Source organism: Marinococcus halotolerans DSM 16375 (assembly GCF_000420725.1).
GTDB classification, from domain to species: Bacteria; Bacillota; Bacilli; order Bacillales; family Marinococcaceae; genus Marinococcus; species Marinococcus halotolerans.
Window position 1 is genome coordinate 44,314 of the sequence record NZ_ATVM01000001.1, and the last position, 17,807, is coordinate 62,120.

General features: G+C 56.7%; 14 protein-coding genes and 1 other RNA gene. 14 read left to right on the forward strand and 1 reads right to left on the reverse strand.

Annotation, left to right across the window (positions count from 1 at the left end; all coding sequences use genetic code 11):
- Positions 1 to 108 precede the first annotated feature (108 nt).
- The 8 genes from G548_RS0100310 (at position 109) to G548_RS0100350 (ending at position 8,146) form a co-directional block, all read left to right on the forward strand.
- Positions 109 to 1,026: a chemotaxis protein gene (locus tag G548_RS0100310; protein ID WP_022792148.1), complete on the forward strand. Its 918-nt coding sequence runs from the start codon at positions 109 to 111 to the stop codon at positions 1,024 to 1,026.
- 383 nt (positions 1,027 to 1,409) lie between these two features.
- On the forward strand, positions 1,410 to 3,722 hold the full coding sequence (locus G548_RS0100320) for a DEAD/DEAH box helicase (RefSeq protein ID WP_022792150.1): 2,313 nt from the start codon (positions 1,410 to 1,412) through the stop codon (positions 3,720 to 3,722).
- Positions 3,712 to 4,956 carry a ribonuclease H-like domain-containing protein gene (locus G548_RS0100325; RefSeq protein ID WP_051143816.1) on the forward strand — a complete coding sequence of 415 codons (1,245 nt, stop codon included), beginning with the start codon at positions 3,712 to 3,714 and terminating at the stop codon, positions 4,954 to 4,956. The genes G548_RS0100320 and G548_RS0100325 overlap by 11 nt, the downstream gene beginning before the upstream one ends.
- On the forward strand, positions 4,953 to 5,510 hold the full coding sequence (locus tag G548_RS0100330) for an SLOG family protein (RefSeq protein ID WP_022792152.1): 558 nt from the start codon (positions 4,953 to 4,955) through the stop codon (positions 5,508 to 5,510). Before G548_RS0100325 ends, G548_RS0100330 begins: the two co-directional genes overlap by 4 nt.
- A gap of 131 nt (positions 5,511 to 5,641) precedes the next feature.
- Positions 5,642 to 6,028: a cell division regulator GpsB gene (gene gpsB, locus G548_RS0100335; protein WP_022792153.1), complete on the forward strand. Its 387-nt coding sequence runs from the start codon at positions 5,642 to 5,644 to the stop codon at positions 6,026 to 6,028.
- A gap of 18 nt (positions 6,029 to 6,046) precedes the next feature.
- Positions 6,047 to 6,454 carry a ribonuclease HI family protein gene (locus tag G548_RS0100340; protein WP_022792154.1) on the forward strand — a complete coding sequence of 136 codons (408 nt, stop codon included), beginning with the start codon at positions 6,047 to 6,049 and terminating at the stop codon, positions 6,452 to 6,454.
- Between the two features lie 71 nt (positions 6,455 to 6,525).
- Positions 6,526 to 6,909: RNase P RNA component class B (gene rnpB / locus G548_RS18915), an RNA gene on the forward strand.
- Between the two features lie 91 nt (positions 6,910 to 7,000).
- Positions 7,001 to 8,146 carry a THUMP domain-containing class I SAM-dependent RNA methyltransferase gene (locus G548_RS0100350; protein WP_022792156.1) on the forward strand — a complete coding sequence of 382 codons (1,146 nt, stop codon included), beginning with the start codon at positions 7,001 to 7,003 and terminating at the stop codon, positions 8,144 to 8,146.
- On the opposite strand, the gene G548_RS0100355 is transcribed toward G548_RS0100350, so the two are convergent.
- Entirely contained in the window at positions 8,143 to 8,448 is a 306-nt protein-coding gene (locus G548_RS0100355) for a HesB/YadR/YfhF family protein (protein WP_022792157.1), read from the reverse strand. The two genes, G548_RS0100350 and G548_RS0100355, sit on opposite strands and share 4 nt — an antisense overlap.
- Positions 8,449 to 8,534: 86 nt before the next feature.
- Here G548_RS0100355 and G548_RS0100360 point away from each other — a divergent pair, with 86 nt between their 5' ends.
- The 6 genes from G548_RS0100360 to parC all read left to right on the forward strand — a co-directional run bounded on the left by G548_RS0100360 (position 8,535) and on the right by parC (position 17,797).
- Positions 8,535 to 10,049, forward strand: a complete 1,515-nt coding sequence (locus tag G548_RS0100360; RefSeq protein WP_022792158.1) for a carboxypeptidase M32 — start codon at positions 8,535 to 8,537, stop codon at positions 10,047 to 10,049.
- Positions 10,050 to 10,174: 125 nt separating this feature from the next.
- Complete coding sequence (locus tag G548_RS0100365) at positions 10,175 to 11,251, forward strand: ABC transporter ATP-binding protein (protein ID WP_022792159.1); 1,077 nt, start codon at positions 10,175 to 10,177, stop codon at positions 11,249 to 11,251.
- Positions 11,248 to 12,786: an ABC transporter permease/substrate-binding protein gene (locus tag G548_RS0100370; protein WP_022792160.1), complete on the forward strand. Its 1,539-nt coding sequence runs from the start codon at positions 11,248 to 11,250 to the stop codon at positions 12,784 to 12,786. Before G548_RS0100365 ends, G548_RS0100370 begins: the two co-directional genes overlap by 4 nt.
- A gap of 36 nt (positions 12,787 to 12,822) precedes the next feature.
- The gene (locus G548_RS0100375; RefSeq protein WP_022792161.1) at positions 12,823 to 13,227 is read left to right on the forward strand and encodes a CoA-binding protein; all 405 of its coding nucleotides are present in this window, start codon (positions 12,823 to 12,825) and stop codon (positions 13,225 to 13,227) included.
- 166 nt (positions 13,228 to 13,393) lie between these two features.
- Complete coding sequence (gene parE, locus G548_RS0100380; RefSeq protein WP_022792162.1) at positions 13,394 to 15,370, forward strand: DNA topoisomerase IV subunit B; 1,977 nt, start codon at positions 13,394 to 13,396, stop codon at positions 15,368 to 15,370.
- On the forward strand, positions 15,371 to 17,797 hold the full coding sequence (gene parC / locus G548_RS0100385; protein ID WP_022792163.1) for a DNA topoisomerase IV subunit A: 2,427 nt from the start codon (positions 15,371 to 15,373) through the stop codon (positions 17,795 to 17,797).
- Positions 17,798 to 17,807 lie beyond the last annotated feature (10 nt).

The following is a 17,807-nucleotide window of genomic DNA, read 5'->3' on the forward strand; positions in this document are numbered from 1 at the left end:
CGTGCCCGGCCCAAAAACATCCAAAAAATAAAAACTCCTGCCTGAAAATCTTTAACACATGCTGACACGGGCCGATATATGAAGTAAAGAGACCAGGAGGGAAACGGCATGTCCTTAGCAGGTGAAAAAAATATTTTATTAGAATCCGGGACGAATGAGCTCGAAATCGTTCTTTTTTCCGTCGGAAACAGTCAATTCGGTATCAATGTGCTGAAGGTTCGCGAAATCATTCATCAGGTGGAGGTGACTCCCGTACCCAATCACCACGAGCACGTGAAGGGAATCGTCCGGCTGCGCAATGAAGTGATTCCGGTGATCGATTTAAAAAAAGTACTCCATCATGAGGGGGCGGACGACGCCCGGCACGACAAGTACATTATCGCAGAGCTGAACCAGGTGAAGGTGGCGTTTCATGTGGAGGAGGTTTCACGTATCCACCGCATCAGCTGGGAGGATATTGAAAAGCCCAACGCCCTGTCCCAGGGACTTGAAGCACGCTCCATCGGGATTGTGAAAATGGAGCACGCCATGGTCTTTCTGCTCGATTATGAAAAAATCATAAGCGACATTTCCCCGGACACGCTGTTTGACCAGCACCTGCCGGCATACAAGCCGGACCGGGAAAACACGACCGTGTTAATTGCGGAGGATTCGCCGGTGCTTAAGCATTTGATTGTTGATACCCTCGCAGAGGCCGGTTACAAACAGCACCGCTCCTTTGAAAATGGCCGGGAAGCGTACGAGTACTTAGAAGCATTACTCGCAGACGACGCAGCATCAAGCCTCCCGGACCTTGTAATCACTGACATTGAAATGCCGCAGATGGACGGCCACCATCTGACGAAAAAAATCAAGGACCATGAAAACCTCCGAAGCCTTCCGGTCATTATTTTTTCGTCGCTGATCACGGCGGATCTGTTCCACAAAGGGGAAAAAGTCGGGGCCGACGCCCAGGTGAGCAAGCCCGAAATTAATACCCTGGTAAAAACCATCGACAGCTGCATCCGTGCCGCTGCCGGCCGCTAAGCCATAAATAGAGCCTCTCTGCCACAGGGCAGAGGGGCTTTTTTATAAAAAATTCGAAAAAATTTTGAAATAACCGTTGACTGTATTATAACAACAGTATATAATTTGAATTACATTATAACAACATTAACGAAAAGGAGCGATTTTAGGATGCGTCATTTCACTAGATCGAAAGAAGACCGTTATACCCCGGAAGAGGAAAATCAGACGATTCTCGACATGATTAATGACTATCACACCAACACTAAATAACGCTCACGTCCCGAAAAGGCTTCCCGCACAACGTTGCGGGAGGCCTTTTCTGTGTTATAACACCAAAAACAGCCTGGATAGAAAAACAAACGTACATTCGCTATAATGGGGATATGCTGAGGTGAGCAACCATGAAAAAACAATCCTTACAGGAGTTAATGCAGTGGATGAAAACTGACCCATCCATTGCGCCCAATATAGAATTCTGGCATACCGTTGACGAACGGCCGGCGAAAACGGCGGCGTACCCGGACCAGCTGCATGAGCGCCTGCGCGCCGGTCTTGCCGCCCGCGGCATCGATTCGCTGTACACCCATCAGCATTCGGCGTTTGAGGAGGCTTACGGCCAGAAGAACAATGTCGTTACCATCACACCGACCGCCTCCGGGAAAACCCTGTGCTACAACCTCCCGGTGCTGCAGACGATCATGGACGAGCCGGAAGCACGCGCCCTGTATCTGTTTCCGACCAAGGCCCTCGCCCAGGACCAGAAAAGCGAGATCAATGAGTTTATCGAAGAAATCGGCGCTTCCATCAACAGCTACACGTACGACGGGGACACGCCACCGACCATCCGGCAGTCGATCCGGCGTGCCGGCCATATTGTCATGACCAATCCGGACATGCTGCACTCGGCCATTCTGCCGCATCATACCAAATGGGTGTCGCTGTTTGAGCACCTTCGCTATATCGTCATTGACGAAATTCATACGTACCGCGGGGTATTTGGCAGCCACGTGGCGAACGTGCTCCGCCGGCTGCTGCGTATCGCCCGCTACTACGGGGCAGAGCCGACTTTTATCACTACCTCGGCAACCATCGCCAATCCGCGCGAACTTGCCGAAACTCTCACTGAACAGCCCTTTACACTCGTGGATAACAACGGGGCACCGCAGGGGAAAAAGCATTTTGTGTTTTACAACCCGCCGGTGATTAACGAAGCGATGAACATCCGCAAGGGCGTTCTCTCTGAGGTCAACCGGCTTGCCAACACATTTCTCGAGCAGCACGTCCAGACGATTGTGTTTACGAAAAGCCGGGTGATGGTGGAGGTGATTTTAAGTCACCTGCAGCATTTAAACAGCAGGCAGACCGGCCAGCAGAGCCTCGTGACCGGCTACCGCGGCGGCTACCTGCCAAACCAGCGGCGGGCTATTGAGGAGGGCCTTCGCTCCGGCGATATCATGGGCGTGATTTCCACCAACGCGCTTGAGCTTGGCGTCGACATCGGCCAGCTGCAGGTGTGCATCATGTCCGGCTATCCGGGCTCGATTGCAAGTGCCTGGCAGCAGGCCGGACGCGCGGGACGACGCCAGTCGGAGTCGCTGATCGTCATGATCGCAAGCTCCAATCCGATCGACCAGTACATGATCCAGCACTCCGACTACTTTCTCGAGAAAAATCCCGAAACCGCGCGCATCCATCCCGATAACCTGATCATTCTCGTGGACCATGTGAAATGCGCCGCCTTTGAACTGCCGTTCCGGGACGATGACACGTTCGGCGGAGTTGACGTGCGCGACGTGCTTGAGTACCTGTCGGAGGAAAACGTCGTGCACCACCGGGGCTCCAAATGGTACTGGATGAGCGATGCGTTTCCGGCACACGGCATCAGCCTGCGCTCCGCCTCGCAGGAAAACGTCGTCATCATCGACCAGACGGTGCCGTCCGCGTCCAAGGTGATCGGGCAGATGGACCGCTTCAGCGCAATGACCCTGCTGCATGACGAAGCCATCTACATTCACCAGGGCGTGCAGTACCAGGTGGTTTATCTGGACTGGGACGAGAAAAAAGCGTACGTGGAAGAGGTGCGGGTCGACTACTATACTGATGCCAACATGGCCGTTGAGCTGAAGGTGCTCGAAGAGGATAAAACGGCCGGCTACCCGTCCTACCACGCCGGCTTCGGCGATGTGATGGTGCACGCCAAGGTGACGATCTTTAAAAAAATCAAGCTGACGACGTTTGAAAATATCGGCTCGGGAACCGTGCACCTGCCGGAGGAGGAGCTGCATACAAATGCCTGCTGGCTCCATTTTCCCGAGGAGACCGTCCGGGAATTCGGGCGCGATACCCTCGAGCAGGCGATGATGGGGCTTGCGAATGTCCTCCGGCACACGGCGCCCGTGCGGGTCATGTGCGACCCGTCCGACATTCACGTGGTGCCGCAGATGAAGGCGACCCATTCGGAGCAGCCGACCATCTTTTTATACGACCGCTATCCGGGCGGCGTCGGTCTTTCGTCCACCATTTTTACCGACCTGCCCGACGTGCTCCGCGACTGCGCTTCGTTAATCGAGGCCTGTCCGTGCCACGACGGATGCCCGTCCTGCATCGGATCGGATATTATGCTGAGTGGAAACACGAAAGCGACCGTGCTCGCATTCATTCACCGGCTTCAGGCCGAACAGGAGGTGAGCTCAACCGGTGAGCATGAAAAATAAACTCAAGCGAATGAAAACGCATCTGCAGGAAGAAACCCCGGCTGCTCCCGCTCCGCCCGAAGAAAACAGGGAAGAGGGAAGCATCCTGCACCTGGAGGAATGGAAAGCCTTCGGCGCAGTGCCGAAGCACTACGACGGGGAAACGATTTTAAAGCGGACCGTTACGTATCCGCTGGACTACATCCACGGAAGCGCCTCCTTTGGCGAGCTGTTTACGGTGTTTGACCGCTGGCAGCAGGAGCCCGCGTTTCATCCGCTCCATCCGGAGGGCCGGCGCCCGGAGGACCTGCTGTTTTTTGATACGGAAACGACCGGGCTGAAAGGAGGGACCGGCACCACCATCTTTCTGCTTGGCGGCGCCCGGGTGTACACCGACCGCGTCGAGGTGTCACAGTACTTTCTCCCCGGGCCGGAGCATGAAGTGGCGCTGTATCATTACTTTCTGACCGAATGCTATTCGGCGGAAAACCTGGTCACCTACAACGGGAAATCGTTTGACTGGCCGCAGGTGCAGACCCGGCATACGCTCGTGCGCAACCAGGTGCCGAAGCTTCCGGCCTTTGGCCACTTTGATCTTTTGCACGCGAGCCGCCGCCTGTTTGCCGAGCGGCTGGAATCGTGCCGGCTGAGCGTGGTGGAGCGGGATATTCTCGGGTTTGTCCGCCAGGACGACACGCCGGGATACCTCGCGCCGATGCTGTACTTTGACTATGTGAACGAAGGGCTTCCCGAGTTTGTAACCGGGATCCTGGAGCATAACGAGCAGGATATTTTGTCGCTGATCACGCTTTACATTGATATTTCCAAACGAATTCTTGCTGACGGCACGGGCGAAAAGCAGTCGCTTGCCGTCGCCAAATGGTTTGACCAGCAGAAGGAGTGGACCAAAAGCGCCCAGCACTATACGGCCATGGTCGAAAACGGGGACGAGGACGGCGAAACGATGCACCGCTACGGGCTCAATTTAAAAAAACAGCACCGGTACGCCGAAGCGGTTTCCTGGTTTGAGAAGGTCTGGGAGCGCAACGAGGATTCGCGGTATACCCTCGAGGCCGGCGTGGAGCTTGCCAAATGGGAGGAGCACCAGGCGAAGCATCCCGAGCGGGCGCTTCTGTACGCCGCAGGGGTCCAGAGCAAGGCCGAACGGGCCGGGATCCAGCTCTCGACCGGGAAACAGGCGGATCTGCATAAACGGCTCGAGCGGCTGATGCATAAACGGGGGCGGACGTCTTGAGGCGCCTGGCCGCCACCGGCTACAAGCCGGCAGAGATCGGGATCTTCAAGGACGACGCCCCGGAAATTGCCTACATCCGGAAAACGCTCGAGAAGCGGCTGCGGGCCCTGATTGAAGAGGGAAGCGAATGGCTGATTATTTCCGGCCAGCCCGGGGTGGAATGGTGGGCCGCCGAAGCCTGGAACGGGCTGCGAAAGGAGTATGACCACATTCAGCTCGCCGTGCTCGAGCCGTTTCTCGAACAGGATTCCATCTGGCCGGAGCACGTCCGCACCGCCTATGCACAGCTGAAGCAGAGCGCCGACTATGTGGATGCGATTTCCAAGCGCCCGTATGTGAATCCGTCACAGCTGAAGGCCAAAAACGACTTTATTATTTCCCATACGGACGCCCTTTTGATTCTGTATGACGAGGAGCAGGAGGGGGTGCCCAAATATATGCTCGCCTCCGCCGAGCGGCGCCAGCAGAGCGACCATTATCCGGTCTATACGATCGTGCCGGAGGACCTTGAGGAAACCGTGCGCGAGGAAGCCGAACGGGAATGGGACGGATAGATACAGGAAGGAAATTGACTTTTTTTATGTATTCTGAAAGAATATAAGCAGATAAATGCGTGGTCGTCCGCCCGGCAGGCGCCGGCGGCTGCGAATGTATCATACAAATAAAGCAGAGGTGGTCCTTGCTGATGGAACAGACACAGTTATCTGCCAAAGACATTTTAGACAAAGATTTTAAAAACAGTGTCAAAGGCTACAACAAAGACGAAGTCGACCAATTTTTAGACATTATTATTCAGGACTATGAACGGTTCGAACAAAAGGTGCGCGAGCTCGAAGACCAGCTGAACCGCTCGCCGGAACAGCGGACAGCCGCATCGCCGGAAGGGGATTCCCGCTACCAGCGTACCGTAACGTCGTCGATTTCCACCCGGTCCGAAAGCGGCGCCGGCAGTACGGACACCGCTTCGAACACCACCGCAGCCGAGCCGGCCGCCGGGACAACCAATTACGATATTTTAAAACGGCTCTCGAACCTTGAAAAAGAAGTATTCGGCAAAAAACTATACGATTAAAGGCGGGGACGCGTGAATATGCGGACGATTCATATTGACGGGGCAAGCGCCGGGCAGCCCGGGCCCTCCGGCATCGGCATATTCGTCAAGCACGATGACGGCAGCGTGGAGGAGTTTTCCCGCCCGCTCGGGTGCTTGACCAACAACGAAGCGGAATTTGAAGCGTGCGTGCAGGCGTACGAGCTCTGCCGCGAGCGCGGCTGGCATTCAGCCTCGATCCGGACCGATTCGCAGCTTGTGAATGCGTCGGTGGAAAAGCGGTTTGTGAAACGAAAGCTCTATCAGCCGTATTTAGCCAAAATTCTGCGCGCCGAAGAGGAGCTGCCCCTTTGTTTTCTCAAATGGGTGCCCTCCCGGGACAACCGGGCGGCGGACCGGCTGGCCAGACAGGCCGTGCTCGCTTCGGGCAAAAAAGATCCGTGCTGACCTGCAGTTTCTTTTCTTGCTTCTTCCGCCCGGAACCGATATAATAGCACCTGGCCATAAAGAGCCGGGATTCGTTCAGGTGATCGCTGTATGTACCCATACAGAGGAAAGTCCATGCTCGCACAGCCTGAGACGGCTGTAGTGTTCGTGTCTGACGAAACCATAAGTCAGAGCAGCTTCGTTTCGGAGCTGACGGCGGGGAAACAGCCTGTGTCCGTCCGGATATGGCTGGAGTCCCCTGAACAGTGCCACAGTGACGTAGTCCGGCTGGAAACGGCCGGAGTGGAACGCGGTAAACCCCTCGAGCGAGAAACCCAAAATTAGGTAGGGGCGCCTTTCGGAAGGAACACAACGGAACGAAAGGGCAGAATTCTTTCTGCAGATAGATGATTACCACCCGAGTGCAAGGTGAACAGCCGCTAGCAGCACAAGGGAACAGAACATGGCTTACACGAACGGTCCCGGCTTCTTGAAGCAAAACCCCTGGAGGAATTCAGGGGTTTTTTTAGTAGATATGAACGGACATTAACGTCCAAGGAGGAACCTATGACCCAACCAACATACACCTTAATCGCCACGGCGACGATGGGCCTCGAAGCCCTGGTCGCCAAAGAAATCAAAGCACTCGGCTACCGGCACCTGCGCACCGAAAACGGCCGCGTGGAATTCGAAGCGCCCGCCGAAGGCATCGCCCGGGCTAACCTGTGGCTGCGCACCGCCGGCCGGGTTAAAATCAAAATCGGCTCGTTTACCGCCGAAACGTTTGATGAGCTGTTCGAACAGACGAAGGCCCTCCCGTGGGAGAAGTTTCTGCCTGAAAATGCCGAATTTCCCGTCAGCGGCCGCTCGGTCAAATCCACCCTGTTCAGCGTGTCGGACTGCCAGGCGATCGTCAAAAAAGCGATCGTGGAACGGCTGAAGCAGTCCTACCAACGCGAATGGTTCCCGGAAGACGGACCGCTCTTTAAGCTCGACGTGGCGCTGCATAAGGATGAAGCCGTGCTGTCGCTCGATACGTCCGGCCCCGGTCTGAACCAGCGCGGCTACCGGGAAACGCATGCCCGGGCGCCGCTCAAGGAGACGCTGGCGGCAGCCCTGATCATGCTTGCCAACTGGCATCCGGACCGCCCGCTCGTGGATTTATTCTGCGGCTCGGGCACGATTCCGATTGAAGCCGCCATGATCGGCCAGAACATGGCCCCCGGCGTGAACCGCTCATTTGTGAGCGAAACGTGGCCGTGGGCGGAAGCCATGCGGTGGAACGACGCCCGCCAGGAAGCCGAAGACCTCCTCCGGGACGATCAGCCGCTCATGATTACCGGCACCGATCTGGATCCGAAGGCCATCGAAGTGGCAGAGGAAAATGCCAAGGAAGCCGGCATGTACGGCCTGATCACGTTCAAGCAGATGGCCGCCCGCGACTTTAAGCCAAAGGGCGAGTACGGCGCGGTGATCAGCAACCCGCCGTACGGGGAACGAATCGGGGACCTTGCCGAGGTGGAGGAAGTGTACCGGGCCCTCGGGCGTATCGCCCGGGATACGCCAACCTGGTCCTACTACGTGCTGACGTCGCATGAACGGTTTGAAGCGCTGTTCGGCCGGGAGGCGACCAAACGGCGCAAGCTTTACAACGGCAACCTCAAAACGGATTATTACCAGTACTGGGGACCGCGGCCGCCCCGTTCGTCCTAATTGTTCGGATGATCGGTATCCCCGAGCCGGGGATTGTCAAAATGCAGGTAGTCGATGGCCGGATGATAGCTGATCGTCATGCCGTCGAGGTACCACCGGTCCTGCGGCTCCACAAAAAAGCGCAGGCCGCCTGCTTCGGTCTGGTAGCTGGTGCCGGACGGCTCCCCGGGTTCCACCCCGATGGAAAAACCGCCGGAGCCCACGCCGCCGATGCGGACAAACAGGCGCACGGCCGCCCCGTTATCGAGCTCCATTTCCTGTTTGTAGTGGCGTCCTGCTTCTTCAGTAATCGTCATTTGCATACGTATCTTTCGCTCCCTTCCACTCTTTGTTATATCATGAAGGAGGGAGTCATACCAAACAGAGTTCATACCAAGGAGGAATCGCCATGCCGGATTATGCACAGATCGAACGGGATTTTTTGACGGAGCAGCGCAGCCTGAATGCCTATGATCAGGCTCTCAGCCTGCTCGGATGGGACGCCCGGACCGGAGCGCCCAAAAAAGGGGTGGAGGAGCGTTCGGAAGTGGTGGGGGCGCTTGCCACCGAGCTGTTTGCCCGGAAAACCTCCGGACGCCTGAAGGAAATGAGCCAGTATCTGCTTGAGCCGGAAGCGGCCTCGCAGGTCTCTGCAGTTGCACGAAGAGCGGCGGAAGAAACCCTCACCGAGGTGGAACGGATGGAGCGCCTGCCCCAGGACGAGTATCAGGCGTTTACGACGCTTACATCCAAAACCGAATCGTACTGGGAGGAGGCGAAAGCGTCCGGGGACTTCGAAGGGTTCCGCCCGTACCTCGAAGAGATCGTGGCCTACCAGCGCCGGTTCACCGAGTACCTCGGATACAACGGGCATCCGTACGACGCGCTGCTCCATGACTTTGAGCCCGGCATGACCGTTTCCACTCTCGATACCACCTTTTCCCGGCTCCGTGACGGCCTCCTGCCGCTTGTGGAGCAGGTGAAGGGAGCGCCGGTGCAGCCGGACACCTCGTTTCTGCACGCCCATGTGCCGAAGGACCGGCAGCGCGCCTTCAGTGAGCATGTGCTCCGGCAGATGACGTACGATTTTGAAGCCGGACGGCTCGATGAAACCGTGCATCCGTTTGCCGTCGGCCTGAACCGAAACGACGTGCGGGTCACCACCAAATACGACGAATCCGACTTCCGGACCGCCGTGTTCGGCACCATCCACGAAGGCGGCCATGCGCTGTACGAGCAGCACCTCGGCGCGGACCTGGCCGGGACGATTCTCGCAGACGGGGCGTCCATGGGCATCCACGAATCGCAGTCGCTGTTCTGGGAAAATTTCGTGGCGCGGACCCGTTCGTTCTGGGAAAACAACTTTGGCAGGCTCCAGGAGCTGAGCGGCCAGTTCCAGTACGTGGCCCTCGACGATTTTTACTTTGCCGTCAACAGCGTCGAACCATCCCTCATCCGGATTGAAGCCGATGAAATGACCTATTCGCTGCACATTATTCTCCGCTACGAGCTCGAAAAAGCCCTGATCGAAGGCAGCCTGCAGGTGAAGGATCTGCCGGAGGCGTGGAATGAAAAAATGAAGCAGTACCTCGGGGTCGTGCCGTCCAATCACGCGGAGGGCGTGCTGCAGGATGTGCACTGGGCGGGCGGCGCCTTTGGCTACTTTCCGTCCTATGCCCTCGGCTATATCTACGCCGCCCAGCTCCAGCAGGCAATGGCCCGCGATCTGCCGGCGTTCGACGATCTGATCGCAAGCGGGGACCTCGCGCCGGTCCGGCACTGGCTGACCGAGCACGTTCATCAGCACGGCCGGATGAAGCGGCCCGCCGACATCATTGCGGCCGCGACCGGGGAAGGGACCAACCCGGAGCCGCTGCTTGCCCACCTGTCCCATAAGTACCAGGGCCTGTACCGCTGGTCCTGATCCCGCTGCCCGGTGCAGCGGGGGTTTTGCCCCGGGACGTTTGAAGGATGCGCTTTTGTGAAATAAAGTAGAGACTCTAATAATTTAGATGTCCCTTGCACCAGAACCATTAGAGGGGGATTGGCATGATTACATTCACTGACATTGCAAAGACGTTTCCCGGCGCTGACGACCCGGCCGTTCAAAACTTTAACGCCACGGTCGAGCAGGGGGAATTTTTCGTTTTGATCGGCCCGAGCGGGTGCGGCAAGACGACCACGCTGAAAATGATCAACCGGCTGATTGAGCCAAGCACCGGCACCATCCGAATCCAGGATAAGGACATCCGGGAGTGGGACCGCCATGAGCTGCGGTGGAACGTCGGGTACGTGCTGCAGCAGATTGCGCTGTTTCCGACGATGACAATTGCTGAAAACATTGCGGTCGTTCCGGAAATGCGGCGCTGGAAGAAAAACGAGATCAAAGAACGGGTCGATGAACTGCTGCAGATGGTCGGCCTCGATCCGGATACATACCGCAACCGGAAGCCGTCGGAGCTCTCCGGCGGCCAGCAGCAGCGGATCGGGGTGATACGGGCCCTTGCCGCGGATCCGGACATCATTCTGATGGACGAGCCGTTCAGCGCGCTCGATCCGCTGAGCCGCGAACAGCTGCAGGAGGACATCCGCGCCCTGCAGCAGAACATCCAGAAAACGATCGTTTTTGTCACCCATGACATGGACGAAGCGCTTGCCCTCGGCGACCGGATCTGCCTCATGAAGGACGGCGATATCGTGCAGATCGGCACGCCGCGCGAGCTTAAAAATGAGCCGGCCAACGATTTTGTGCGCGACTTTATCGGGGACCGCCGGGACGAATGGGACACCCCGGTGCGGTCGGTCATGAGCGGACGCGACAGCCAGTACATCGCAAGCGTCCACGACATGCCCGAAATGCCGCTCTACCCGGCGCCGCTTTATATCTTCGACCAGAACGACACGTTTCTCGGCCGCCGGGACGGCGACTCCATTGCGTCCCAGAAAACCGTAATTTCCCCGGATCACGTGCTGTATGACGCCCTCAAAACCTTCAACGATACCGATGCCGAAGCGCTGCCGGTGCTCGAAGAAGGACGGCTCGTCGGCGCGCTCAGCTACAAGGACGTGATGCAGTTTCTGCAGAAAGCAAAGCTCGCATCCGCGGGAGGTGACACGGAAACATGAATCTACTTGAAAACACCTATCAGCTGTTTACCGATGAACAGGGACAGTTCTGGACTCTCGTGTGGGAGCACGTCAACATGAGTCTGATTTCGCTTCTGTGCGCGTCGTTTATTGCGGTGCCGGTCGGCGTCCTCTTAACCCGCCGCCGGTCGATCGCCGAGCCGATCATCGGCATCGCTGCAGTACTGCAGACGATTCCGAGTCTGGCCCTGCTCGGGTTTATGATTCTTATTCTTAACCAGATTGGCACGGTACCGGCCGTGGTCGCGCTGACCGCCTATGCGCTGCTTCCGATTCTGCGTAACACCTACACCGGCATCGCCGGCGTGGATCCGGCCCTGGTGGAGGCGGCCACCGGGATGGGAATGAATTCCTTCCGGCGCCTGCGCAAAATTGAGCTGCCAATGGCCATGCCGGTGATCATGGCCGGCATCCGGACCTCCATGGTACTGATTGTCGGCACCGCCACCCTGGCGGCTCTGATCAGCGCGGGGGGCCTCGGTGATTTCATCATGACGGGCATCGACCGGGCAGACAACGCCTATATTCTGCTCGGCGCCATTCCGGCCGCTCTTCTGGCTCTGTTCTTCGACCTGGTGCTGCGCATCACCGAACGCACGTCCCAGGGCAAAGCGCTTGCTCCGGTCGCGGTTGTGCTGGGTGTCGCCCTGTTAGTCGTCATCACGCCGGCGCTTGCCTCCACTCAGCAGGAAGAGCTCGTGATCGGCGGGAAGGAAGGGGCCGAACCTGAAATTCTTGCCAACATGTACTCGCTCTTGATTGAGGAAAACACCGATCTTGAAACGAGCGTGGAAGCCGGCCTGGGGAGCACCAGCATCGCGTTTAACGCCCTGGAGTCGGACGATATTGACATTTATCCGGAGTTTACCGGTACCGTGACCGCCAACCTGTATGACCAGGGGGTGCCGTCCGGAAGCACCCGCGAAGAAGTGTACGAGGAAGCGCGCGGCCTGCTTGCCGAGGACGGCCTGGCCTATCTCGAGCCGATGGAATACAACAATACGTATGCGCTGGCGCTCCGCGAGGAGGAAGCCGACAACCTGGGCATTGAAACCATTTCGGACCTCGAGCCGCACACCGATGAGCTTGTTCCCGGATTCACCTTTGAATTTGCTGACCGTCAGACCGATGGCTACCCAGCGATTGTCGACACGTACGGGTTTGAGTTTGACGAAGTGGAAACCCTCGACGCCGGCCTTCGTTCGAACGCGCTGCAGGAGGGCCAGATCGATTTGATTGACGCCTACTCCACCGATGCGTATATCATAGAGTACGGGCTTACCGTGCTTGAGGATGACGAAAATGTGTTTCCACCGTACCAGGGCGCTCCGCTTTTAAAGCAGGAAACCCTGGATGACAATCCCGGCCTCGAAGAAGCGTTAAACCGCCTCGGCGGCCAGATTACCAATGAAGAAATGCAGGAAATGAACTACGAGGTGGACTACGAAGGCGCCGACCACCGGGAGGTTGCCCGGGACTACCTTGAGGAAAACAACCTGCTCGGCAGCAACTAACGGACTGCCCGTTATTATCTTAAGGAGGGATACCCAATGAAAAACCCTGAACGACAAGAAATACGGGCCATTCTTGACCGCAGCAAACGTATCGCGGTCGTCGGCCTGTCGGATAACCCGTACCGGACGTCCTACCAGATCAGCAAAGTGATGCTTGAAGCGGGCTACGACATCATTCCGGTCAACCCGACCGTGGAACAAGTCTTTGACATTCCGGCCGTCGATTCGCTCAAAGACATCGAAGGACACATTGATATCATAAACGTTTTCCGTCGCAGCGAATTTCTCAAAGGCGTAGCCGAGGAAGCGGCCCAGGTGGACGCAGACGTGTTCTGGACCCAGCTCGGCCTGGTGAGCGAAGACGCGTACGACATTGCAGTCAACGCAGGCATGACGGTGATCATGGACCGCTGTATTAAAGTGGAGCATGCGATCGCCTAAACACGGATATACCGGACAGCAACCAACCTTGGCGGGTTTTCCTGCCAAGGTTTTCCTGTCTGCAGAGGGGATTGTCCTAAAATCGAAACATATGTTCCCGTTCATTGACAAACTGTGTTAGTATGAAATATAACTAGAACGGAGAATGAAGAAGGGAGAGACAGGAGTGGCAGCAGATAAACCCTATCAATACAATGATGAATCCATTCAGGTGCTGGAGGGGCTCGAGGCGGTCCGGAAGCGGCCGGGCATGTATATCGGAAGCACGGACAGCCGCGGGCTTCACCACCTGGTTTTTGAAATTCTTGATAATTCGGTCGATGAAGCGATCGCCGGTTACGGCAGCGTGATCGAAGTGACGCTCCACAAGGACGGGAGCGTGTCCGTGTCTGACCATGGCCGGGGCATGCCGACCGGCACCCACAGCTCGGGCAAACCGACCCCGGAAGTGATCCTGACCGTGCTTCATGCCGGCGGAAAATTCGGCCAGGGCGGCTACGCAACAAGCGGAGGGCTCCACGGCGTCGGCGCCTCGGTGGTCAACGCGCTGTCAGAATGGCTTGAAGTCACCATTTACCGGGACAACCAGATTTTCGAGCAGCGCTTTGAAAACGGCGGCCGTCCGGTGACGACGCTTGAACAGAAGGGCAACACCAAAAAAACCGGGACAACGATCCGATTTAAGCCGGACGCGTCCATGTTCAATGCGGTGCACTACCAGTTTGACGTGCTTGCCGAACGCCTGCGCGAAGCGGCCTTTCTGTTAAAGGGCACAAGCATCCGCCTGCACGACAAACGCGACAAGGAACCGGTAACCGAAGAGTTTCAGTTTGACACCGGTATTCAGGCCTTTGTCGAATATTTAAACGAAGACAAGGAGACCCTGCATCCGGTCGTGGCGTTTGAGGGCCGGTCGCAGGATATCGAGGTGGACTTTTCGTTTCAGTTTACCGACGGCTATACCGAGAACATGCTGTCGTTTGTCAACAACGTCCGCACCCGCGACGGCGGGACCCATGAGTCGGGTGCCCGCTCGGCGTTCACCCGCGTGCTCAACGAACACGCCCGCAAGCTTCAGCTGTTAAAGGACAAGGACAAAAACCTTGACGGCAGCGACATCCGCGAAGGGCTGACCGCTGTGGTTTCCATCCGGATCCCGGAGCATCTGCTGCAGTTTGAAGGGCAGACGAAAAGCAAGCTTGGGACCCCGGAAGCCCGTTCCGCGGTGGATCAGTACATTACCGACCGCCTGACGTACTTTCTGGAGGAAAATTCAACGATCAGCACGATGCTGATCAAAAAAGCCATCAAAGCCGCCCAGGTGCGCGAAGCCGCACGAAAAGCCCGGGAAGAAGCCAGAAACGGCAAAAAGAACCGGAAAAAAGACGCGCTCCTTAGCGGGAAACTTACCCCGGCCCAGTCCAAAAACCCGGACCGCAATGAACTGTACCTCGTCGAGGGCGATTCGGCCGGCGGTTCGGCCAAGCAGGGGCGGGACCGGAAATTCCAGGCCGTGCTTCCGCTGCGCGGGAAGGTCATTAATACGGAAAAAGCGAAGCTCGATGACATCATGAAAAATGAAGAAATCCGCACCATCATCTATGCCCTCGGAGCCGGTGTTGGCACGGATTTCACCCTCGAGGACCGGAATTACGATAAAGTCGTCATCATGACAGACGCCGATACTGACGGGGCGCACATCCAGGTGCTTTTGCTGACATTTTTCTACCGCTACATGCGGGAGCTTGTGGAATCAGGAAAGGTTTATATTGCCCTGCCGCCGCTCTATAAAATCAGCAAGGGCAGCGGTGCCAAACAGAAATCCGAATACGCCTGGGAGGAGAACGGCCTCCAGGAAGCCATTCAGCGCATTGGGAAAGGCTACGCTATCCAGCGCTACAAAGGACTTGGGGAAATGGACGCCTCCCAGCTGTGGGAGACGACGATGAATCCGGAGAGCCGGACCCTCATCCGGGTTACCGTGGAGGACGGCGCCCGCGCGGACCGTCGCGTGTCCACACTGATGGGCAATAAAGTGGAGCCCCGGCGCAAGTGGATTGAATCCAACGTGGCGTTTGGCATGGAAGAGGACTTGAATATTTTGGATAACACTGATTTGCAGATTATTAAGGAGGAACCGTAAGTGGCTGACGCAGAACAATACTTGGACCTGCGCCTCGAAGATGTTCTCGGCGAACGCTTCGGGCGCTACAGCAAATACATTATTCAGGAGCGTGCGCTCCCGGACGCACGGGACGGGTTAAAGCCCGTCCAGCGCCGGATTCTGTTTGCGATGCTTCAGGACGGTAACACCGCGGACAAACCATTCCGCAAAGCAGCAAAAACGGTAGGGAACGTGATCGGGAACTATCACCCGCACGGCGATTCCTCCGTGTATGAAGCGATGGTGCGGATGAGCCAGGAGTGGAAGGTCCGCGCCCCGCTTGTGGAGATGCACGGCAATAACGGTTCGGTCGACGGCGACCCGCCGGCGGCGATGCGGTATACGGAGGCGCGGCTTGCCAACGTTTCGTCGGAGCTGTTGAAAGACATTGAAAAACAAACGGTAGAGCATGTAACAAACTTTGACGATACCCAGGAGGAGCCGACCGTGCTTCCGGCGAAATTCCCGAATCTGCTGGTAAACGGCTCCACCGGTATTTCCTCCGGCTATGCGACCGATATTCCGCCGCATCAGCTGGGGGAAATTATTGATGCTGCCGTCGCCCAGCTCGAGAATCCGTCGGTGTCGACCGATGAATTGATGGAGTACGTGCAGGGTCCTGATTTTCCAACCGGCGGCGTTATTCAGGGCAAGGACGGCATCCGCCAGGCGTATGAGACCGGACGGGGGAAAGTTGTCGTTCGTGCCAAAACGAGCATCGAGCAGGTGCGGGGAGGCCGGGAACAGATTCTGATCACCGAACTGCCGTACGAAGTCAACAAATCCACGCTCGTGAAGAAAATGGACGAGCTCCGGTTTGACCGCAAGGTGGACGGCGTCGCCGAGGTGCGCGACGATACGGACCGGACCGGGCTTCGGGTCGTCATTGAGTTGAAAAAAGATGCCGACGCCCAGAGCGTGCTGAACTTTTACTATAAAATGACCGACCTGCAGGTGTCATACAATTTCAATATGGTCGCCATCAGCAACCGCACCCCGCAGCTGATGAATTTAAAACAGCTGCTTGATGCCTATATCAGCCACCGCCGGAGCGTTGTCACCAACCGTTCCCAGTTTGACCTCAACAAAGCGGAGCAGCGTCAGCACATCGTCGAAGGTCTGATCAAGGCGATCAGCGTACTTGACCAGGTGATTGATACGATCCGCCAGTCGGAAAACAAGAAAAATGCGAAGGAAAATCTGGTGGAGCGGTTTGCCTTTACCGATGCGCAGGCCGAGGCCATTGTGAACCTGCAGCTGTACCGGTTAACCAATACCGATGTTACCCAGCTCGAAAAAGAAGCCGGACAGCTCGAAAAAGAAATCAAGCGGCTCCGCGGCATCCTGTCGAGCGAAAAGAAGCTGCAGCAGGTCGTAAAAAAGGAACTCGAGGAAGTTAAGAAGCAGTATGACGACACCCGGCGCACCGCGATTGAAGCGGAAATCGAAGAGCTTAAAATCGACCGCGAAGTGATGATTCCGTCCGAGGACGTGATCGTTACCGCTACGGCAGAGGGATACATTAAACGCACGAGCCAGCGGTCCTATGCGGCTTCGAACACCGAACCGCCGGGAATGAAGGAAGAAGACGCCCTGTTGTTTTTCCGCGACATGAATACCACAGACATGCTGCTGCTGTTTACGAAAAAAGGACAGTTTATCTATCTGCCGGTACATATGCTCTCCGACATCCGCTGGAAGGATAACGGCCAGCATATCGGCAACGTTTCCCCGCTTGACCCGGGGGATGCGCTGGTGGCAGTAGTGCCAGTCCAGGAGTTTACCGAAGAAGATTATTTTGTGTTTATCACCCGCCAGGGCATGATCAAAAAAACGGCGATGACCGCTTACCAGGCTTCGCGCTACGGACGCTCCATGATCGGAGTGAATGTAAAGGACGGGGACGAAGTGCTTTCCGTGTACCAGACGAACGGGGAACAGGAGCTGTTTCTCACCACCCATCAAAACTACGGCCTCCGATTCCATGAACAGGAGGTGTCCCCGGTCGGTGTCCGGGCAGCCGGTGTCAAAGCCATTGATTTGAAAGACGACGATGTGGTCACTGGGGCACATGTAACGTCAGCCTATAAAACCGAGGATGCAGTCATGGTCACCCAGCGCGGTGGCGTCAAACGCATGAGCCTCGATGATATTCCGATGACGAACCGAGCCAAGCGGGGCGTTGTTCTCTGGAAAGAAGTCAAATCCAAACCGCACCGGATCATCGCAAGCTATATCCTGGACAGCGAACCATTTGTACTGCAGGCCCGCACGAAAAACACGACCGTCACGATTGATCCGGCGAAATACCGGCGGGTCGACCGTTACAGCAACGGTTCCTATGTTATTGATACGAAAAAGCACGGAGTAATTGAAGCGGTATGGAAGGATGTTCCGTACCAGTAAACAACGCTCC